Source organism: Plantibacter sp. RU18 (genome assembly GCF_050613355.1).
In the GTDB taxonomy this organism is placed as follows: domain Bacteria; phylum Actinomycetota; class Actinomycetes; order Actinomycetales; family Microbacteriaceae; genus Plantibacter.
In genome coordinates, this window is the sequence record NZ_CP159618.1 from 157,636 (window position 1) to 176,958 (window position 19,323).

A 19,323-nucleotide genomic window follows, 5' to 3' on the forward strand; every position below is an offset into this window, starting at 1 on the left:
CGCGCAGAAGCACCCGCGGTGCCCCGCTGCACGTGGCGGCCGGTTCGCCCGGATGGAGGAGCGCTGGCCGTCGAGTTCAGGTCACAAATATACACAACTCGCCCGCGGATGGTACTTTCCATACACTCGGCTGAGCGGTGCCGACGGTACAGTGTTGACCGACGAGGGGAGCATCGATGGGAGCTGACGTCCGCAGGCCGTCCCGGGCGGTGTCCACCGAGGTACGCGCTCGTCTCGACGAACTCCGACCCTCCGAACGGCGGATCGCCGAATCACTCCTCGCAGACCCGGGCGCATTCGCGACGAGGTCCGTGGCTGAGATCGCCGAGGAGGCATCGACGTCGACGACGACGGTCGTGCGCTTCACGCGGAAGATCGGCTACGACCGATTCAAGGACTTCCGACACGATCTGACCGAGGAGAACCTCCGTGAGCGACTCGCGCTGGCCGGGACGAACGCGCAGTCGCCGGACATCGTGGCCGGAGACAGTCTCGACGACATCGTGGCGAAGGTCGCTGCGAACGAATCCCTCTCGATCGCCGACACCGCCCAGGCGCTCGACACGGAAGCGCTCACCCGCGCGGCGGCCGCGGTCGCAGGCGCTCGCCGCGTCGACATCTTCGGCGTCGGGGCGAGCTCGATCGTCGCCGTCGACCTGCAGCGCAAGCTCTCGCGTATCGGACGGGTGGCGCTCGAATGGCCCGACCCGCATGCCGCGTGGACGGCTGCGGCGATCCTCGACGAGCATGCGGTCGCCGTCGCGATCTCGCACTCCGGTGCGACGGCGGACACCGTCGACTTCCTCCGTCTCGCGGCCAGCTCCGGGGCGACGACCATCGCGATCACGAACCACGCGGAGTCGACCCTGGCGAGCAGTGCGGACATCGTCCTCCAGACGTCTGCTCGGGAGACGGCGTTCCGCTCGGGAGCGCTCGGAAGCCGCATCGCGCAGCTGATGGTCGTCGACTGCCTCTTCATCGGTGTCGCCCAGCTCGACTACGAAGCATCCACCGCGGCCCTCCAACGGACGTTCGACGCGGTGAGGGAGCGTCGCTCCTCCGAGTGACGTCCTGGTCCAGATGTGATGGATCGGAGGGTTGCCGCGCTGGTCAGGGGGTGAGCACCGCGCTCGTGAGTGGTAGCGTCGGCATCCGCGGTCTCGTCGTAGCCTGTGACTGCAGCGAACACCGTCAACACAGAGGTCGCTCGTGCCCTCTGACAACCCCTGATGCGTCGAGAGGTGCCGATGAGTGACAGACAGCTGGTGTTCTGGGATGACGACGGTCATCGGAGCTCGTTCACGATGGGTGATCGCGACCATCTCAAGTTCTCGACGGCGTTCAACGCGTTCATCGCGCAGCACGTGAGCGAGGAGAACACGACCTTCCGCCTGGAACGCGTGCTCACCGATGAGGCGCTGGTCATCGAGACCGCGCTCGGTATCGTGTCACGCATGCGTGAGGGCGAGCACGCCGAGGTCGAGTACCGCCGATACGAACGGCGGACCGACGCCTCCGACCTGGCATTGCGCTTCGCCCATAGCGGGTTCGCCGCCCTCGACAACCACGGTCCGTGGGAGATCGACCACGACAGCCTGCTGCCGGACGGCCGCTTCGAGAACCCCGAGCTCGCTTGGGTTCACGAGACGCGCAGACTCGATCAGTGGCGCGATCAGAGGCGCCGTGAGATCGCCGCGATGCCGAAGCTGGACCAGGCGGCGCTCGACGAGTTCTGCAAGATGTGGGCCGACGGCGGGTATAACGAGCGAATCAGCGATTCGGAGGAGCACTACGTCTTCAGCAGACGCTCGGTTCAGGAGGCGGGCCCGGTCCGCGACGAACTTCTGAAAACGGCCGAGCTTCTGGGTCTGTCGATCGTCGCGACTCCGGACGGCGCCACCTCAGGTGAGGTGCGGGTGAGATCAGACCCGCGCGTCGACAGCGAACTGGAAAAGTGGCGGTGAGACGAGGCGCCGCCGCCTTCAGACGACGGTGTCCAGCGGGTGCTTCACGAGCTTGGAGAGTGTTGCAAGTTCCAGGATTTCCGCACGAGTGGGCATCGATGTCGAAGCGCCCTCTCGCGTCACAGAAATCGACGCGGCGGCCGTAGCTGCTGACAGGGCATGCTCGAGTGGCATTCCCTCTACCAGTATCGCAACGAGCGCGCCCACGAACGTGTCGCCCGCGGCAGTCGTGTCTACAGGACGCGTTGGAAGCGCAGGAACCGTTCGAATGAGTTCGCCTTCCTTGGCGACGAGCGCCCCCCGTGATCCGCGAGTCATGACCACGAGACCAACCGAGCGGCTGAGGTGAGTCGCAGCCGTTTCCTCGTCACTGACTCCTGCGAGTTCGCAGGCTTCTTGCGCGTTTGGGACGAGCACGTCAACGAGTGTCATCAGCTCCTCTGAGATCTCGCGGACGGGGGCGGGGGTCAAGACGGTCGTGACACCCGCCTCTTTGGCGAGGCGGAATGCTTCGAGGATCAGGGCGGTAGGTCGTTCGAACTGGGCGAGAAGGAATCTTGCTTCGCGTATCTGCTTCTTTGCGACATCGCTGAGCGCTGTGATCGAGTCGTTCGCCCCCGGTACCACGACGATTGCGTTCTCGCCCCCGTCGACCACCGAGACGTGAGCGGTGCCGGTGTCGACGTCGACGTCCTGGAGGCCCCGCACATCGATGCCGTCTCGTTGCAGACAGTCACGCAGTTCGGATCCGAACACGTCGCGACCCACAGCGCCGAGGAAGCTCACTGACGCGCCGGCTCGCGCGGCTGCTATTGCTTGATTCAGGCCTTTGCCGCCCGGGATGGTGGTGAACGCGAGACCGGAGATGGTCTCGCCTGGGTGCGGTAGTCGCGGCTGCCGCACCACGAGGTCCATGTTGGCGCTGCCGAGGACGACGATCTCATTCATCGTCGCAGGCTAGCGTGCTCGCGCCGCGCAATCGGGGCGCAAACAGATGCAAAACCCAAACAGTCGTTTGCGTAGCTATTCCTATTGACAGCCCCGGAAATGCCGAGCATGGTTGGTCCCAGCCACTAACACAAACCGATTTGCGAAGGAGCATCTCATGGTTCCATCGCGACGGATCGCCGACGTCGCGGCCGAAGCAGGGGTGAGCCCGACAACCGTCTCCCATGCTCTGAGCGGCCGCCGCCCGGTGGCCCCCGCGACACGTGCCCGAATCCTGAACGCAGTCGAACGACTCGACTATCGACCGGATCGGTTGGCGACAAGCCTGCGTACGCAGCGCACACAGACCCTGGCCTTGATCATTCCGGATATCGCGAACCCGTACTATCCGGCCTCGGCACGTGCTCTTCTCGACGGGGTCAATGACGCCGGGTTCATGACCCTCATCGCCAACACCGACGGAGATCCCGAAGGAGAACGCGCGGCGCTTCAAGAGATGGTTGCGCGACGTGTTGATGGCATCGTCATGCACTCACTTGCAACTTCCACCGCTGACTTGCGCAGGATCGTCGGACCAGACCTACCAGTCGTGGTCGTCGGCGGCCTGAGCGGGCTCATCGCTACGGACCTTGTTGTCACCGCCGACTCAGTGGGTCTTGGCGAGGCGGTGAAGTACCTCCACGGCAACGGTGTTCGCGATCTCGGTTTCGTCGATGGCCCTGAGGGCAACGGGATGTACCGGCTCGTTGCCTTCCTCGGCGCGGCACACGCCCTCGGGTTGAATGTCCAAGACGACTGGATCCGCCATACACCGTTCACTCGCGAGGGCGGCTTCGCCGCAGCAATGTCTCTCCTCCACGGTGATCGGCGCCCAGCAGCGATCATGTGCGCCAATGACCTCATCGCCATCGGCGTCATGGATGCTGCTCGAGCGTTGAACATTCGAATTCCGGAGGATTTGGCGGTCATCGGCTTCGACGATATCGAAACCGCAGCTCTTGTCACTCCGCAGCTGACAACCATCACCAACCCGGCAAGCCTGACGGGCGCAACATGCGCTGAACTGCTGCTTGAGCGCATCGTGCTGGGAGCCGACGCACCATACGTCACCCGTGTGCTGCCCACCTCGCTCGTCTTACGCGAGTCCGCATGAGGCCGCCGCGGAGGTAGCGGCCTCTCCAGAACGACCATCCCGCGCCCGCTTCAGGGCGCATGGGCATTGCAGCCGCCTGCCCTGGACGAGGTTCGCCCGTCTCTGCGCTCATTCCGTCCACCTCGCAGGATTCATCCCGGGTCCCGACACCGACCAACTCAGCCCTGAAAGCAAAGGAGCATTCATGTTCACCCCCGCAACCATTCGCCGCCGCCGCCGCGCCGCTGTGACAACAGGAGCAGTACTCGCCGTTGGGCTCGTCCTTTCAGGCTGCACCGGGAGCTCGACGTCGAGTGCCGGAGCGGTCGAGATGTGGGCGGCGGCGCCCCCGGATCAGTCGCAGGAGGCGACGATCAGGGCCACCTACGACGGTTTCACCGAAACCCACCCGGGTACAGAGGTCAACATCACCTTCATGCCGGCTGATGCCGTTGCCGATAAGCAGCGAACTGCCCTGGCCGCCGGCCAGGGCCCAAGCATCGTCGGGGCAGCAGGCCCGTCCACTGTGGGGCCCTACGCAGAGGCCGGCTACCTCGCGGATCTCACCGATCTCGTCAAAGAGAACGGTTTGGACAACAAGATCTTCCCTTGGGCTCTGCAAGCGGGGACCGTGGACGGCAAAGTCGTGGCACTTCCATCGGCCTATGAGTCACTCGTCCTGTTCTACAACAAGACTCTCTTCGAAGAGCATGGTTGGCAGCCGCCGACCGATCGTGCCTCACTAGAAGCGCTCGCCAACGAGATGGTCGACGAAGGCGTCATTCCCTTCGCTGGAGGTAACGCGGACTACCGGGCAGTCGTCGAGATCACGCTCTCTGCTCTGCTCAATCAGGTCGCCGGGCCGGGATACATTCACGACGCACTACTCGGCGACGCATCATGGGCTGACGAACCGTGCGTGGAATCCACGACCACCATGGTCGACTACTTCGGCAAAGGCTGGATCGGTGGAGGTACCGAGAAGTACTTCACAAAGGGCTTCGGTGCGGTCTATCAGGACTTTGCCAGTGGCGCCGCTGGAATGTTCATCTCAGGCAGCTACGACTTCACCCAGCTCCCGGCCTATTTCGGCGCCGACGGCAACACCTCAGAGTGGGACTGGGTACCGCTTCCTCCCCTGAGCGATGACGTGCCGGCGAACGTCTATGCCCTCGCTGTGGGTGGAACAGCTTCCGTGAACGCCCAGCTCAGCGACACGGAACCTGCGAAATCGTTCCTTGCCTGGCTGTACACCAACGACAACGCAGCTTGGGCGGACGTGGCGGCGGGAGTTGATGGTGCGACTCCGCTTCCTATCGACTTCGACCCGTCTCAAGTACCCGACAACGTCGATCCTCGCATCGTGGAGCACTACACCCAGATCAACGAAGCTTCCGCGGAGAGCATGGTCGGCTACGTCACCTATACATCCTTCGGGCCGAAGTCTGAGGCATTCGTCGTCACGAACACCGAGAAACTGATCACGGACGACATGACACCAGCCGATTTCTGTGGGGGCCTCGAAAGTGCCTCCCAGGAGGACATCGCATCCGGAGACGTGCCCTCAGTCTGGGCGACGGACGCACGGTGATCGATTCGAGTGACGTCACGACCGGCGCCGCGGCGGCCAGCAACTCGCGCGTCGCTGGCCGCCGACGGAACCGACCCCGTCGGAGCCTCCTACAGCGGAGATCGCGACGAGTCGCCCTCCTGTTCTTCCTCCCTGCTATCGCCGTCAACCTGTTGGTCATTGGCGGGCCAGCAGTAAGCAGCATCGGCTACTCCTTCACCGACTGGAACGGCATCAGTCCGCCGAATTTCATCGGACTCGACAACTGGCAGCGGATGTTGACCGACGACGTGTTCTGGTCGACGATGCGCAACAATGCCGTATACCTCGTCGTCTTGGTCATCGTTCCCACCGCACTCGGACTTCTCGGCGCGTTCCTCCTGACGCGTGTCCGTCGAGGATCGACTGTCTTCCGTGCCATCTATTTCATTCCGTTCCTGCTCATCAGCGTGGTCGTCGCGCAGATCTGGCGAAACCTGCTGAGTCCGGAGACCGGAATCGCGTCGGCCCTCGACGCGATTGGGATCACGTGGCTCAACGACGTCTACTTCCTCGGGTCTCAGGAGCTCGCTCTGCCGACAGTGATCGGTGTGCACGTGTGGAGCTTCATCGGCTTCTCGATGGTCTTCTTCTTTGCCGCAATCAAAACTGTTGACCCCGCTCTCGTTGAAGCTGCCCGCCTGGATGGTGTGGGTGTCTGGGGGAATTCTGGCACGTCGTCATCCCGGGCATCCGACCGATGCTCGTCTTCTCGATCAGCTTCGCGGTGATCGCGGGTCTCCTCGTATACGACATGCCTCGCGTCCTGACCGGAGGAGGCCCCGCCGGTTCAAGCGACGTAGCAGCGCTCCTCATCAACCGAACGTCCATCGTCGGACGCGAAGCCGGCTATGGAACTACCTTGGCCCTCACGCTGACCTTGATCTCTGGCGTTGTGATCGGCGTCATCACCTACCTGAGACGCAAGGAGGAAAATTGATGTCCACGTCCTCACTACGACGACTCAAGAAGGCCGGTTCCGCCGATCCACGGCCTGGCGGCTCGGGCCGCACTCCGATTGCTTACGTCATTCTTGTCTTCTTCGCGATCGTCGCGGCATTCCCTATCGTGGTGATGTTCTTCAATGCGCTCAAGAGCTCTGCGGAACTGGCTACGAACCCGATTGGACCTCCACTCAGTCCGCAGTGGGGCAACTTCGCGGAAGCGTGGGAGCGTGGCGGCATCGGCCAAGGTCTCTTCAACACCGCCATTATTGTGTTCTTCACGGTCGTCGGAACCTGGATTTGTGCAGGTCTGGCCGCTTATGCGTTAGCACGGCTGGATCTGCCCTTCAAAAGCGGATTCCAGACCTATCTGTTCGTGATCATCTCTCTGCCGGTGCAGTCGTTCATCGTGCCGCTGTTCTTCTTGTGGGTGAAGCTCGGCCTGGTGAACACGCTCCAAGGCCTGATCCTCATCTACATCGCTTTGAATACACCGTTTGCCGTACTTCTACTTCGTACGTTCCTCGTCAATATTCCAAAAGAACTGGATGAAGCAGCCCGGCTTGATGGGGCAAACGAACTGCAGGTAGCTGGTCGGGTGATTCTGCCGCTCACCTGGCCGGGACTTCTCACCGTCGGACTCGTCGTCGGTCTGGCCGCATATGGGGAACTCCAGTTCGCCGTCACATTCATCCTGGACCCTGCCCTGTTACCGATCTCGACAACGTTCCTGAACTTCAGCCAGGGGCAGACGCAGCTTTTCAATCTGATCAACGCAGCATCGGTGATCATCGTCGTCCCCCTCATCATCTTGTTCCTCTTCATGCAGCGCCAATTCGTTGCCGGACTCGCCAGCTCGGGAACAAAGGGCTGACGAAGCGGCCCGGCTCCGTGAGCAACACAACGCGCATCACCGAAGAGAACGCCTTTTTCAGTTCCGCACTGCAGGCCAGTCGGCCTGCTCAATCGAAGGAGAATCCGTGGAGTACATTTCTGACGTCGAACGCGAGTCTGGCATGTCCCAAGAACCGTTCGGTCTCGTGATCAGCGAGCTCCCCCAAGCCGAAGAGACAGGACACGATGTCTCCGATCTTCGAGCCAGGTTTTCCGGTCTCAGTGCGACAGGTGCTGACGACGCCGCGCTGCTGGAGATCTATGCCGAGATTCCGCTCGCGCCGCCCGCAGACTGGCGCTACTTCGAGGAGTCCTCGCTTGAGGCGATCGTCGGTGAGTTGCCGGCCGCGGAGGTGACCGAGCCGCCGCGCGGTGACGCTCTCCGCGACAAGATCCGCGGTGCTTGGTACGGGCGGGTGGCCGGCAACATGCTCGGCAAACCGGTGGAACACGGCTTCCAGCGCCCCGTCTTGAAGGCGTACCTGGAGTCGAAATCCGCATATCCGCTCGAGGACTACGTCCCGATCGACCCAGACCGTCTCAGCGAGGATGGGTTCTTCGCGGCCGAGTGGATGTCCTATGACACGCTGCGGCGCGGTGGAATCCAGGGCGGAGTGAGAGATGACGACGTCGACTACACGGTCCTCGGACTGCACCTGCTCGAGACCTACGGCAAGGACTTCACCACCTATGACGTGGCGAGGGAATGGCTGCTGCGGCTGCCACTCCAACAGACCTACACCGCCGAACGCGCCACGTACAACAATCTCGTGCGCGAAGTTCCTCTTGACGATGCGGGCGAGTTTCAGAACCCGTTCCGCGAGTGGATTGGTGCACTGATCCGCGCGGACATTTTCGGATTCGTGTTCCCTGGCGATCCTCGCCGTGCTGCTGAGTTCGCTCACCGAGACGCGATCCTCAGTCATCGGGCGAACGGCGTGTACGGCGAGATGTGGGCCGCCGCGCTCATCTCCTCCGCGTTCACAGCAGAATCCCCCGAAGCCTCCATACGAGAGTCCCTTCGTCACATCCCTGCGCGCTCCCGACTCGCAGAAGAGATCAGACGAGTTGCGGACGACTTCGCCGCAGGCAAGAGCTGGGAGAGCGCAGCCGACGCGCTCGACAAGCGGTACGAAGGCATGAGCTGGGTCCACACCATAAACAACGCCGGGGCACTGGCCGCCGCCATCTTGTGGGGTGAAGGCGACTTCACCCGCACCATAGCTCTTTCGGTGCAGGCAGGACTCGACTCGGATTCGATCGGCGCCTCGGCTGGATCCTGGGCCGGAATCTACAACGGGTTCAACGGAATCCCCTCGCACTGGGTGGAACCTCTCGACGGACGCACCGTCAGTGCAGTCTTCGGATACGGCGAGATCGTGCTCGAAGAACAGGTTGATCGCACGCTCAAGGTCATGAACGACCTCTCTTGATGCAGAGATGCGCAATCCGCTTGCTGGAACGCGCTCAGATGTCACGAGGGGCTACCTGCTCATCCTGATGTCGTGAACTCGCGCCACGACAAGAGCGGAGCTGCCCTGAGCTGGGCGGCTCCGCTCTTGTCGCGCGACATGCGCCGTTCGGTCCGGCTGGGGCTCTCAGCCCCCGCTTCGGAACCTGGCCGATGCGGCGGCCACGGTGTCCCGGCTGCGCGTGAGAACGGCGATCTGCTCGTCGAGCCTCACTCGTTGTTCGTCGAGCAGATCAGCACGTGCACTGTCGCTCATGGTGTCCCAGTTCGCCATCTGCGTCCGCATGCGATCGAGTGAGAGACCGGCTGCGCGTCCGGCGAGGATCAGGTCGAGCCGTTGTCGCGCCGCCGGTGTGTAGTCACGGTAGCCGCTTGATGAGCGCAGGATCTGGCCGGGGCTGAACATGTCGCGCTCTTCGTAGTACCGGATGGCGGACGGAGCGATTCCGGTCAGGCGGGCGAGTTCACCGATTCGCATCGTCCTCCTCTTGACCTTCAAGTCACTTGAGACTTTACCGCTGAAACCGCGCCGCGTCCGCGTCGTTTCGCACCGTCGAAGAAGCTGTATGTCCGTGCTGTTCGCCCAGGTTGCCGCTGTGCTGTTCGTGATCCGCTTGGTGGTCTTCGTGACACTCCATCTGCGGCCGGCCGGGATCCACCCGGTCCGGGACACCGTCAGCGACTACGCCGCTTCGTCGTCTGCCGTGACACGTGCTCTCTCGACGTGTTCGTCCTGGGCGGCAGCGGCCGGCTGGGCCGCCCTCGGGCTGAGCGTCCTCGTTGATCCTGCGCTCGGCGCGCAGCGGGTGCCGGTCGGAACCTGGTTGATCGTGCTGGCCGTCGTGCTCTCGGTCATGCCCTGGGTCCCGACCGACGGGCCAGGGCAGCGCACGACGCTCCGCGGTCGAGTGCATCTGCTCCTCGCAGTGGGGTGGTTCACCATCGCCTACGCCACGATCGGACCGCTCGGGCGACTCCTGGGCGGGTCAGGGCTGACAGGCGCTGGCGGCGTGCTCTCCGTCCTCGACACCATCGCCATGGTCGCCCTCATCGCGCTTGTCGTCTCGTTGCTCGTGCGTCCGCTGCGCAGCCGCACATTCGGACTCGCCGAACGCGTCTTCATCCTCGTCGTCACCCTCGCGCCCCTCGTTGCGGGTCTCGGTATCGCGGCCGGATGAGACACACGACGTCAGCCCTCGATGCGGAAGTCGTCGGGCACGGGTGCCTGCGAGTGCCGGGCGGTGCGGGCATCCCGTTCGAGCCCGGAACGCTGTGTGAGCAGGGAGTAGAGCTCGGGGCGTCGCCCGAGTAGCCACCGACGCCCGGTCGAGAGCGGCAGCAGATCGAGGTCGAGGTCCGCGGTCACGACGGACTCGTCGGCCACGGGCGTCTCGGCGACGATCCGACCATACGGATCGAGGATCATCGCATTGCCCGTGCGGACCTCGTCGTCATCCGGACCGATTCCATTGCTGAAGAGGACGAAGATACCGTTGTCGTGCGCTCTCGACGGCAGCCACCGCATGAGCCACCCGCGCCCGTCCGGTCCGTTCACCGCGTCCAGGAGGGCCCCAGGGCCCTCGGCTCGGTTGTGCCACAGCTCCGACGGGATCACCTTCATCCCGTGCGGACTGCGTGAGCTGGTTCCGCCTGTCTGATGTGGGGCGAGCAGCACCTTCGCGCCGAGCAGCGCCACCGCTCGCACGTTCTCGACGAGGTTGCAGTCCCAGCAGATGAGGATGGCCATCCGCACTCCCCACGGGGTGTCGAAGACCGTGTAGTCGTCACCGCTCGAGATCGCGTCGTGCTCGAACGCGTGCAGCTTGCGATGGATGTGGACCGTCCCGTCGGGAAAGCACAGCGCGTAGGAGTTGTAGAGCTTCCCGCCATCGACCTCGAGGAAGCCGGCTCCGATACCCGCGCCGAGATCGGCCGCGATCTCCTGGAGCGCCCGCACGAGCGGGCCGTCGGCGGGCTCGGCCAGCTCGTGGAGGCGCTCGGCCGTGGTCTTCGTGAGGTGCCAGTAGGCGAGAAGGCACATCTCGGGGAAGACGACCAGTTGCGCGCGGTCGGCCGCCGCCTGAGACGCCAGACGGCGCACCGTTGCAAGGTTGCGCTCCTTGTCGGAAGCAACCGCTTCGAACTGCACAACGGACACTCTGAGGTCGGCTGGATCGTCGGTCATCGGGGCTCTCCATTCTCGGTGGTCGCTCTCCAGCAAACGCGATCGGTTGGATATTCTCCAATCAATTCTGGGTGCTTCTGTATAACCTGAAGGAATGGAACTACGTCTGCTGCGGGCATTCGTCCATGCGGCGCGCGAAACGACGTTCAGCGGAGCCGCGATCACACTCTCGCTGACCCAGCCGGCTCTGACCAAACAGATCCAGCAGCTGGAAGCGATCGTGGGAACATCTCTGTTCCATCGAGGCCGACACGGCTCCGAGCTGACGGCCGCCGGCCTCGCTCTGCTGGACGACGCGCGTGAGATCGTCGACCTCGCCGCGCGATTCGACGCACGGGCGAAGCGCGTCGCCGGCGGCGAGGAGGGACGCCTGACGGTGGGCTTCGGTCTGTCGAGCATCACTGTGGCCCCTCGCGCAGTCGCCGCCTTCCGTGCGAAGACGCCCGGAGTCTCGGTGAGTCTTGAAGACATGTCATCGTCGGCTCAGCTCGAGCTGGTGCGCAACGGTCGTCTCGACATCGCCTTCGCGCGCCTCCCCATTCCAGTCGACCTCCACAGCGTTCCCGTGCTCACCGACCACCTCGCCATCGCCCACCCCACCGGATGGGAGGCCCCGCGCAACGACCGGTTGCTCGCTGAATGGCTCGACCGGCACCCACTCGTGCGCCTCTCAGCCAGCCGGGGTCCTGGGTTGGCGGCCCAGACCTCTCGATTCATCGTCGCTCTGGGCGCGCAACCGGCAGCGATTCAGGATGCTGACGACCTGCAGACCGTGCTGGCTCTGGTCGCCGCCGGGGTGGGCTTCGCGATCGTGCCGGAAAGCGCTGGGATCGTCGCACCGCCGCGCGTCGAGATGGTGCGCCTCAGCGGCCGCGGAGCATCCTGGAGCGTCGGCGTCGCCTGGCGGCCCGACAACGAGACGCCGGTCGTCCGCGGCTTCCTCGACGAACTGGAGCCCCCGGGCGGCAGGTGACCGGCCGTCTCCACAGACCGCCTTTCGGTCGGGACAGCATTACGCTTGCGCAGCATGGATCCGTTCTCTCTGCACACCGAACGCTTGGTACTCGGCCAACCGACGGCGAGTGACATTGATGACATCGCTGGTTATTGCACAGAGCCGGAGTTCGAACGGTTCATGACGACGCCATGGCCGTACGAGCGGGAGGATGCCCGGTTCTTCGTCGATGAGCACGTGCCGCGCGGCTGGTCGAGCGGCACGGAGTGGACCTGGTCCATTCGAGAAGCAGATGGCGAGAACGTGCTCGGCGTCGTCGGAGTGCGCATGAACAGTGGCATGGTCGGCTATTGGCTCGGGCGGCCGCACCGCGGACGGGGCATCATGCCCGAAGCGCTGGAAGCTGTGATCGATGCCGTCTTCGAGCGGTCCGACTGGTCTGAGGTTCGATGGGAGTGTGTGGTCGGGAACACTGCATCGATGAGGGTTGCTGAGAAGCTCGGGTTTCGGTTTACGGGAGCGGCCCTCGGAATCGTGCCTGGCCGAGACGGCGCATTGGTCGAATCGTGGACTGGTCGACTCGGTCGTGACGATGATCGGAGCGCTCAACCAGGCTGGCCTGATTGATGGCAGCACGGCGCTGAGCTCCGCGGACTGGGCGTCCGGGACGCTTGGTGATGACCGCGTTCCCGCACGTCTCGGTTCGAATGGGCGCTCACGCCGGGCGTATCGACTGGCGTCAAGTCCGACGCGACAAGACGAATTCTGGGAAGTCGGAAGCCCCAATTCCTCCGTCTGCGAAGAACGCGAGCACAAAACCGGCTGCTGTGTGTTCGATCTGCGCCCGGGTCAGGGTTTCCTCTGTCCCCGCGGCCTCGCGCGTCCCGGATGCGACCGTGAAGCCGTAGGTCCCGCCCGCGGGACCATTCAGCCACGTGAAGTCGATGGATAGTCGGCGATCGGAATCTGTTCGTGTCTCGACGCGGAACTGCTCTCCGTCGACCTCGATAAGAACGCTCACTCCGCCACGATACGACGCCCTGCACGGGTCGGTATGGAAACGGACCTGCAACGCTCACGTGGGTGATCGTGCTCCCCACCCGCGGGACATGGGCTACTTCGCGATACTCCTGAAGCCGCGCAGGCGCAGACTGTTGCCGACGACGAAGACGCTCGAGAGCGCCATCGCTGCACCCGCCAGCATCGGGTTCAGCATCCCGAGCGCTGCGATGGGGATCGCCGCGACGTTGTAGGCGAACGCCCAGAACAGGTTCGTCTTGATCGTCCCGAGGGTCTTACGGGACAGGCGGATCGCATCGACAGCACTCCGCAGATCGCCGCGCACGAGTGTGATGTCGGAGGCTTCGATCGCGACGTCCGCACCGGTGCCCATGGCCAGACCGAGGTCCGCCTGCGCGAGCGCGGGTGCATCGTTGACGCCGTCACCGATCATCGCGACGACCTTGCCCTCGCTCTGCAGCCGCTTGACGACGTCGACCTTGTCCTTCGGCAGGACCTCGGCGATGACCTCGTCGATGCCCACCTCGTTCGCGATCTGGCGAGCCACGGCTGCGTTGTCACCGGTGAGCAGTACCGGCGTCAGACCGATCGCCTTGAACTGCGCGATGGCTTCCGCGCTGGTCGGCTTGACCGTGTCGGCAACGACGAGGATCCCCAGCGCGCGTCCGTCCGAGCCGACGGCGACCACGGTCTTGCCCTCGTGTTCGGCGCGGGCCTTCGTGGCCGCCAGTTCCGGGCTCAGCTGCTGCGACCACTCGGCGAGCAGCGACTCGCGCCCCACCAGGACGACGCTCCCGTCGACGATGCCCTGAACTCCCTTACCTTCCAGGTTCGTGAAGCCCTCCACAGTGGGCAGCACGCCGACTTCCTGCGTCGCTCCCTTGGCGATGGCCTGTGCGATGGGGTGCTCGGAAGCGTCTTCGAGCGCTCCGGCCAGTCGCAGGAGATCGGCACGATCGGTGCCGGACTCCGGCACGACATCGACGAGTGTCATCTTGCCGGTCGTGACCGTGCCCGTCTTGTCGAGGACGACCGTGTCGACCGCGCGGGTCGATTCGAGGACCTCCGGCCCCTTGATGAGCACGCCCATCTGTGCTCCGCGCCCGGTTCCGACGAGCAGAGCGGTCGGTGTCGCGAGGCCCAAAGCGCAGGGGCATGCGATGACGAGGACGGCGACCGCCGCCGTGAACGCCGCGGTCACGGGGAACCCGGCGCCCAACCAGCCGCCGAGTGCGATGACGGCGATCACGATGACGATCGGCACGAAGACACCGGAGATCCGGTCAGCGAGACGCTGCACTTCGGCCTTGCCGGTCTGCGCGTCCTCGACGAGCTTCGCCATCTGTGCCAGTTGTGTGTCGGAGCCGATGCGGGTCACGCGGATCACGAGCCGGCCGCCGGCGTTCGTCGTGGCACCGGTGACGGTGTCGCCCTCCGCGACCTCGACGGGCACTGCTTCACCGGTGAGCATCGATGCGTCGACCGCGGACGTGCCGGAGACCACGACACCGTCCGTGGCGATCTTCTCACCCGGCCGGACGATGAACTCGTCGCCGACCACCAGATCCTCGACGGGGATCTTCGTCTCGACGCCGCCGCGCAGTACCGAGACCTCCTTCGCGCCGAGTTCGAGCAGGGCGCGGAGAGCCGCACCCGCCTGCTTCTTGGACCGCTTCTCGAAGTATCGACCAGCGAGGATGAACATCGTCACCCCGGCGCCCACCTCGAGATAGATGTTCGCGGCGCCGTCGGACGGGGCCAGGGCGAACTCGAACGGGTGCGTCATCCCCGCGACACCGGCCGTACCGAGGAACAGTGCGTAGAGCGACCAGAGGAATGCAGCCGAGGTACCCATCGAGATGAGCGTGTCCATGGTCGCTGCACCGTGCGTGAGGTTCGTCCAAGCGGCCTTGTGGAACGGCCAGGCGCCCCAGACGATGACAGGCGCGGCGAGCGCGAGCGACGCCCACTGCCAGTAGGTGAACTGCAGAGCCGGGATCATGGCCATCAGGATCACGGGCACGGTCAGGACGATTGAGCCGATCACGCGGTTGCGGAGGGAGCGGAGTTCGCGATCAGCATCGTCATCGGCAGATGCGGCAGCATCACCCTTGCCGCGCTTCGGAGCCGGAAGCGCTGCCGTGTAGCCGGTCTTCTCGACCTCGGCGATCAGCGCGGCAGGGTCGTAGCCGTCGGGGACGGTGACCTTCGCCTTCTCGGTCGCGTAGTTCACCGTCGCGACGACGCCGTCGAGCTTGTTGAGCTTCTTCTCGATCCGCATCGCGCAGGAGGCGCAGGTCATCCCGCCGATCTCCAACTCGATGCCGGATCCCGCGGTGGCGGGTGTTGATGTGCTCATCTGTGGTTCCTTCTGGTGTTCTGTCGATCCGCAGAGCTGCCCCTCTGCCGGTGACGTCGGTGCCTGGAGACGACGCCTGACGTCAGTGCTCCGAGTGCGACCCGCCGTCGGAGTCCGTGGTGTCTGCAGGGCCTGGGCTGCTCGTCGGGTCGGAGGAGCTTGTGTCACTCGAGTCGTGGCTCGCATCGAGTACGAATTCGGCCGTGTGCACCTGCCCGTCGACCTGGAAGTCCAGGTAGAGGAGGTAGCGGCCAGCGGTGGGGGCTGCTGCGAAGAACGTGATCGCGGGTCCCGAGGTCTCGCCGGACTCGGGTTCGTCGCCGTCGGCGTGGACGTGCAGGAAGGCGAGGTCGCCTTCGCGGAGCGCCACGAGATGGCCGAAGGCTCCCAGGTACGGTTCGAGGGTCGAGACCTGCTTGCCATCACGGCTGACGGTGATCGTGAGTTCGCTCGACGAACCGGCTGACAGATCGCCCTCGAGGGATACCTCGAAGCCGTCCACCTGGCTGACGGCAACAGGCTTGGGGACGACCGGCGTGACCTCCCCTGCCACCTCGACGGTGCGTGTGAGGGTCAGCGCGACAGGTTCCGGGTCGGCTGTGGTGAAGTCCGCGAACACGCGGTAGCTGCCGGCGGCCTCCCAGGTCCACGGAAGCGACCAGGTGCCGGCCGCTTGGTCGAGCGTCGGGTGGGCGTGACGGAAACCGCTGCCGTCGGAGCGGACGACGATGAGGTGGAGGTCCTTGTCGTGGGCCGTCGTGTAGTCGGTCACCGGCTCGCCTGAGTGCGTCTGGATCTGGAACCGCAGTTCGCCGGCCTGGCCGACGGTGCCTGGTGCTTCGACGACTGACAGGACGAAGCCGTCGCTTCCGAGCGACAGGCCCCTGGGAGCGGCCGCCTCAGAAGCGGCGACATCGGCAGTGGCCCAGGTGGGCTCGTCGGACGTTCCGGAGTGCCCGTCGGTGTGTCCGCTCGTCTCAGCTCCCTCCGTCCATTCCGCGACGACGGTGGCGGGGACGACGGCTCGAGCGATCGCCATTGCGCCGCCGAACGCCACCGCGAGCCCGAGCCCGTACACGGCGAGGCGTGCGCCCGTCCTCATACGGTGCGCACCGCCGAGTACCCCGCCTCTTCCACGGCCGCGAGGATCTGCGCGTCATCGATCGGATCGGTGCTGGACACAGCGAGCGCTCCGGTCTGGGCGCTGATCTGGGTGACCTCGACTCCGGCGATCTGACCGACCTCTTCGCGGATCGACATCTCGCAGTGTCCGCAGGTCATGCCCGTCACCTGGTACTCGTTCGTGGTCATCGCGGTTTCCTCTCGTTCATGACGGTACCCCTAGTGGGTATCGCTACGCCACAACCGTATACCCCACTGGGGTACTCCGCAACACTGGGCGCGCGTGCCGAGACGCGACCGGCGCAGAAAGCCATACCGATACCCCCTATGGGTATAAGTTGTAGCGCGACCAAGTATGTCCGGCAGCTTCTCAGGAGGAATCACATGCCAATCCATCCACCCATATCACCAGCCAAGCGGTGGCTCGGCCTCGTGCTGATCGCCACGGCGCAGTTCGTCGTCATCATGGACACCTCGATCATCGGTGTCGCCCTGCCCGACATCCAGCGCGAGCTCGGGTTCACGCCGGAATCGCTGTCCTGGGTGTTCAACGCCTATGTCGTGGCGTTCGGCGGCCTGCTGCTGCTGGGCGGTCGACTCTCCGACGCCTTCGGTGCTCGCAAGATCTTCGTCCTGGGCTGGATCATCCTCATTGCCGGATCGCTGATCGCGGGAGCAGCAAGCAGCGTCGGCATGGAGATCGCAGGACGCGCCGTGCAAGGCGCCGGATCCGCGCTCATCGCGCCAGCGGCGCTGACGCTGCTCATGATGCTCTTCGGCGGCACCTCCGACCTCCCCAAGGCATTCGCCGTCTACGGCGCAGCGGCGCCGATCGGCGGCAGCGCTGGAGTGTTCCTGGGCGGAGTACTCACGGAGTACGTCAGCTGGCCCTGGGTGTTCTACGTCACCATTCCGATCGCCCTCTTCGTGCTCGTCTTCACTGCGAGTGCGCTGCCCCGCACCGTTCGGAAGGCGTCTGGATCGATCGACATCGCCGGTGCCGTCACGGTGACCGCCGGCCTCGCAGCGATCGTCTATGCAGTCGTGAATGCGCCGGAGATCGGCTGGCTCACGGTGCAGACGCTCGGAGTGTTGGCCGCAGGAATCGTGCTCCTGGTGGTCTTCTTCATCATTCAGGCACGCAGTGGCAATCCGCTGCTCCGCCTCGGCCTGTTGCGCGCACCCCGACTCGGTGCGGCCAATGGGGCACAGCTGATGCTCGGCGCCGCGTGGGTGTCGATGTGGTTCTTCTTGAACCTCTACCTGCAGCAGGTCCTCGGCGCGAGCGCTTTCGCAGCCGGGGCAGCGCTCCTGCCGATGACCGGTCTCGTGGTGCTCGTCATGATCGCTCTGGCGCCCCGTCTGCAGCGACGATTCGGCGCGAAGTCCTTGATCGTGAGCGGACTGACGATTCTCGCGTTCGGGCTCGGATGGCTCTCGCTCATTCGCCCAGACGGGATCTACGCGGTCGACGTGCTCCCCGCGTCACTGCTCGCGGCGCTTGGGATGTCCCTGGCTTTTGTGCCGTCGCTCGGCACCGCAATCAACGCTGCCCCACCCGCGGAAACCGGTGTGGCCTCGGGGCTCGTGAGCACCAGCTACCAGATCGGTTCCGCCCTCGGACTCGCTGTGCTCACCGCGATCGTGTACGGCATCACCGGCCATGACGCCACCGCGGGGGAGCTCACCCAGGGCTACTCCGCAGCATTCCTCGGCGCCGGAATCCTGGCGCTCATCGGCGCAATCGTCACCGCTGCGGCGATGCGGAAGCTGCGGGCACCCGATCACGCATCCCACGAGTCACTCTCGGTCGACTCGTGAGATCGAGCATCGTGGAAGAGAAGGGAACACCCATCTCCACTCCACAGCTGCTCATCGCCTACGACGGATCGCCAAACGCCGAGAGGGTCGAGTGACAGCGCCTCCTCAGTAGGGACCGCGATGGCGGCGCTGCCGGGTGTGTCGGGCGTGACCTGCCTGATGCACCCGGCAGCGCTGTCCGGCAGACGGGCTATTCCGCGGAGCGTGGCCGCGCGCCCGTTCTCCGTACCTCGGTCAGACCGCTCGCAACCGGGCCGAGCGAGAGCACGTGCCCACGCTCCAGGGTGAGCCTCGTCCATCGCCCGGAGACGGTGACGATCGCAGTCTCAGGCTCGTCGCCGAGGAAACCGAAGGCTGATGCGACGAACGAGACCCCTCGCGGCAGGCCCCCGAACTCATCCTCCGGCTCGCCCCAGACCTTACCTCGCACGGCTCGCACGACATCCTCACCTGGATTGTCGGGGAGCGCGTGGGCGACCGCGGAGATGCCCCACCGGGACCTCGCCGCGAGCGTCGCCGAAGACAGCTCGTCGCGCTTCATCCATCCTCCTCTCGGCAGCGCGAGGGCGGCCCAGGGCGGCGCGAGCGCGCTCGCCGGCAGCGCGAGTGCGGCAGGAGCATCGGTCGCTGAGAGCGTTTCGACGACGAGGTCGCACTCGAGCTCAGGATCTGCCCGGAGCACACGCAGGGCGATGACGGTCGGCGTCCGGTCGAACAGGCCGCGCGGGGAGAGCCCCGCCGAGGAGATCACGAGGGTGCCGGTGGATGCTTGCAGCCGCACCCCGTCGCTGCCGATGCGCGACGCCCTCCCCGCGAAATGCAACGCATCGCGCGCACTCTGCGCGTCTGCAAGGACCAGCCGAGCGTTCACATCGTCCTCTCTCGCGACATGGGCTGGC

The 19,323-nt window shown here is 64.9% G+C and carries 18 protein-coding genes; 11 read left to right on the forward strand and 7 right to left on the reverse strand.

The genetic code is table 11. The features are described from left to right. The first annotated feature begins 176 nt into the window (after positions 1–176). Positions 177–1,067: a MurR/RpiR family transcriptional regulator gene (locus tag ABMA10_RS00720; protein WP_347867882.1), complete on the forward strand. Its 891-nt coding sequence runs from the start codon at positions 177–179 to the stop codon at positions 1,065–1,067. A gap of 297 nt (positions 1,068–1,364) precedes the next feature. Further along, complete coding sequence (locus ABMA10_RS00725; protein ID WP_431031097.1) at positions 1,365–1,964, forward strand: hypothetical protein; 600 nt, start codon at positions 1,365–1,367, stop codon at positions 1,962–1,964. Between the two features lie 18 nt (positions 1,965–1,982). Here ABMA10_RS00725 and ABMA10_RS00730 read toward each other — a convergent pair whose 3' ends face one another. Beyond that, positions 1,983–2,912, reverse strand: a complete 930-nt coding sequence (locus ABMA10_RS00730; RefSeq protein WP_347867880.1) for a ribokinase — start codon at positions 2,910–2,912, stop codon at positions 1,983–1,985. Positions 2,913–3,069: 157 nt separating this feature from the next. On the opposite strand from ABMA10_RS00730, the gene ABMA10_RS00735 reads away from it, so the two are divergent. From ABMA10_RS00735 to ABMA10_RS00755, 5 genes are all read left to right on the forward strand, one after another. Then, positions 3,070–4,065: a LacI family DNA-binding transcriptional regulator gene (locus ABMA10_RS00735; RefSeq protein WP_347867879.1), complete on the forward strand. Its 996-nt coding sequence runs from the start codon at positions 3,070–3,072 to the stop codon at positions 4,063–4,065. Positions 4,066–4,249: 184 nt separating this feature from the next. After that, positions 4,250–5,635 carry an ABC transporter substrate-binding protein gene (locus tag ABMA10_RS00740; protein ID WP_347867878.1) on the forward strand — a complete coding sequence of 462 codons (1,386 nt, stop codon included), beginning with the start codon at positions 4,250–4,252 and terminating at the stop codon, positions 5,633–5,635. Between the two features lie 152 nt (positions 5,636–5,787). Beyond that, positions 5,788–6,384, forward strand: coding sequence for a carbohydrate ABC transporter permease (locus ABMA10_RS00745; RefSeq protein ID WP_431031098.1), 597 nt, complete (start codon positions 5,788–5,790; stop codon positions 6,382–6,384). A gap of 208 nt (positions 6,385–6,592) precedes the next feature. Continuing rightward, positions 6,593–7,471 (forward strand): carbohydrate ABC transporter permease, encoded by an 879-nt coding sequence (locus tag ABMA10_RS00750; RefSeq protein WP_347867876.1) that lies wholly within the window; start codon positions 6,593–6,595, stop codon positions 7,469–7,471. Then, positions 7,437–8,924 carry an ADP-ribosylglycohydrolase family protein gene (locus ABMA10_RS00755; RefSeq protein ID WP_347867875.1) on the forward strand — a complete coding sequence of 496 codons (1,488 nt, stop codon included), beginning with the start codon at positions 7,437–7,439 and terminating at the stop codon, positions 8,922–8,924. The genes ABMA10_RS00750 and ABMA10_RS00755 overlap by 35 nt, the downstream gene beginning before the upstream one ends. 165 nt (positions 8,925–9,089) lie before the next feature. Here the strand turns inward: ABMA10_RS00755 and ABMA10_RS00760 are convergent, their stop codons facing one another. After that, positions 9,090–9,440 carry a MerR family transcriptional regulator gene (locus ABMA10_RS00760; RefSeq protein ID WP_347867874.1) on the reverse strand — a complete coding sequence of 117 codons (351 nt, stop codon included), beginning with the start codon at positions 9,438–9,440 and terminating at the stop codon, positions 9,090–9,092. 88 nt (positions 9,441–9,528) lie between these two features. Between ABMA10_RS00760 and ABMA10_RS00765 the strand changes: the two genes are divergently transcribed. Further along, a complete protein-coding gene (locus ABMA10_RS00765) occupies positions 9,529–10,140 on the forward strand; it encodes a DUF998 domain-containing protein (RefSeq protein WP_347867873.1) in 612 nt (203 codons plus the stop codon). 11 nt (positions 10,141–10,151) lie between these two features. On the opposite strand, the gene ABMA10_RS00770 is transcribed toward ABMA10_RS00765, so the two are convergent. Next, entirely contained in the window at positions 10,152–11,147 is a 996-nt protein-coding gene (locus ABMA10_RS00770) for a nitrilase-related carbon-nitrogen hydrolase (protein ID WP_347867872.1), read from the reverse strand. A gap of 94 nt (positions 11,148–11,241) precedes the next feature. On the opposite strand from ABMA10_RS00770, the gene ABMA10_RS00775 reads away from it, so the two are divergent. Together ABMA10_RS00775 and ABMA10_RS00780 are read left to right on the forward strand one after the other, a co-directional pair. Further along, positions 11,242–12,120 (forward strand): LysR family transcriptional regulator, encoded by an 879-nt coding sequence (locus ABMA10_RS00775; protein ID WP_347867871.1) that lies wholly within the window; start codon positions 11,242–11,244, stop codon positions 12,118–12,120. 54 nt (positions 12,121–12,174) lie between these two features. Further along, complete coding sequence (locus tag ABMA10_RS00780) at positions 12,175–12,729, forward strand: GNAT family N-acetyltransferase (RefSeq protein ID WP_347867870.1); 555 nt, start codon at positions 12,175–12,177, stop codon at positions 12,727–12,729. Between the two features lie 487 nt (positions 12,730–13,216). On the opposite strand, the gene ABMA10_RS00785 is transcribed toward ABMA10_RS00780, so the two are convergent. From ABMA10_RS00785 to ABMA10_RS00795, 3 genes are all read right to left on the reverse strand, one after another. Then, positions 13,217–15,481 (reverse strand): heavy metal translocating P-type ATPase, encoded by a 2,265-nt coding sequence (locus tag ABMA10_RS00785; protein WP_347867868.1) that lies wholly within the window; start codon positions 15,479–15,481, stop codon positions 13,217–13,219. Between the two features lie 82 nt (positions 15,482–15,563). Next, positions 15,564–16,583 (reverse strand): heavy-metal-associated domain-containing protein, encoded by a 1,020-nt coding sequence (locus ABMA10_RS00790; RefSeq protein WP_347867867.1) that lies wholly within the window; start codon positions 16,581–16,583, stop codon positions 15,564–15,566. Beyond that, on the reverse strand, positions 16,580–16,792 hold the full coding sequence (locus ABMA10_RS00795) for a heavy-metal-associated domain-containing protein (protein ID WP_347867866.1): 213 nt from the start codon (positions 16,790–16,792) through the stop codon (positions 16,580–16,582). Before ABMA10_RS00795 ends, ABMA10_RS00790 begins: the two co-directional genes overlap by 4 nt. Before the next feature lie 195 nt (positions 16,793–16,987). Between ABMA10_RS00795 and ABMA10_RS00800 the strand changes: the two genes are divergently transcribed. Beyond that, positions 16,988–18,424 carry an MFS transporter gene (locus tag ABMA10_RS00800; RefSeq protein WP_431031099.1) on the forward strand — a complete coding sequence of 479 codons (1,437 nt, stop codon included), beginning with the start codon at positions 16,988–16,990 and terminating at the stop codon, positions 18,422–18,424. Positions 18,425–18,614: 190 nt separating this feature from the next. On the opposite strand, the gene ABMA10_RS00805 is transcribed toward ABMA10_RS00800, so the two are convergent. Beyond that, positions 18,615–19,295, reverse strand: coding sequence for a hypothetical protein (locus ABMA10_RS00805; protein WP_347867864.1), 681 nt, complete (start codon positions 19,293–19,295; stop codon positions 18,615–18,617). Between the last annotated feature and the right edge of the window lie 28 nt (positions 19,296–19,323).

Bases quoted from the DNA above. Each gene is read 5' to 3' on its own strand.
- ABMA10_RS00720 (WP_347867882.1), top strand. From the start codon at position 177: ATGGGAGCTGACGTCCGCAGGCCGTCCCGGGCGGTGTCCACCGAGGTA.
- ABMA10_RS00730 (WP_347867880.1), bottom strand. From the start codon at position 2,912: ATGAATGAGATCGTCGTCCTCGGCAGCGCCAACATGGACCTCGTGGTG.
- ABMA10_RS00735 (WP_347867879.1), top strand. From the start codon at position 3,070: ATGGTTCCATCGCGACGGATCGCCGACGTCGCGGCCGAAGCAGGGGTG.
- ABMA10_RS00740 (WP_347867878.1), top strand. From the start codon at position 4,250: ATGTTCACCCCCGCAACCATTCGCCGCCGCCGCCGCGCCGCTGTGACA.
- ABMA10_RS00750 (WP_347867876.1), top strand. From the start codon at position 6,593: ATGTCCACGTCCTCACTACGACGACTCAAGAAGGCCGGTTCCGCCGAT.
- ABMA10_RS00760 (WP_347867874.1), bottom strand. From the start codon at position 9,440: ATGCGAATCGGTGAACTCGCCCGCCTGACCGGAATCGCTCCGTCCGCC.
- ABMA10_RS00765 (WP_347867873.1), top strand. From the start codon at position 9,529: ATGTCCGTGCTGTTCGCCCAGGTTGCCGCTGTGCTGTTCGTGATCCGC.
- ABMA10_RS00770 (WP_347867872.1), bottom strand. From the start codon at position 11,147: ATGACCGACGATCCAGCCGACCTCAGAGTGTCCGTTGTGCAGTTCGAA.
- ABMA10_RS00775 (WP_347867871.1), top strand. From the start codon at position 11,242: ATGGAACTACGTCTGCTGCGGGCATTCGTCCATGCGGCGCGCGAAACG.
- ABMA10_RS00780 (WP_347867870.1), top strand. From the start codon at position 12,175: ATGGATCCGTTCTCTCTGCACACCGAACGCTTGGTACTCGGCCAACCG.
- ABMA10_RS00785 (WP_347867868.1), bottom strand. From the start codon at position 15,481: ATGAGCACATCAACACCCGCCACCGCGGGATCCGGCATCGAGTTGGAG.
- ABMA10_RS00790 (WP_347867867.1), bottom strand. From the start codon at position 16,583: ATGAGGACGGGCGCACGCCTCGCCGTGTACGGGCTCGGGCTCGCGGTG.
- ABMA10_RS00795 (WP_347867866.1), bottom strand. From the start codon at position 16,792: ATGACCACGAACGAGTACCAGGTGACGGGCATGACCTGCGGACACTGC.
- ABMA10_RS00800 (WP_431031099.1), top strand. From the start codon at position 16,988: ATGCCAATCCATCCACCCATATCACCAGCCAAGCGGTGGCTCGGCCTC.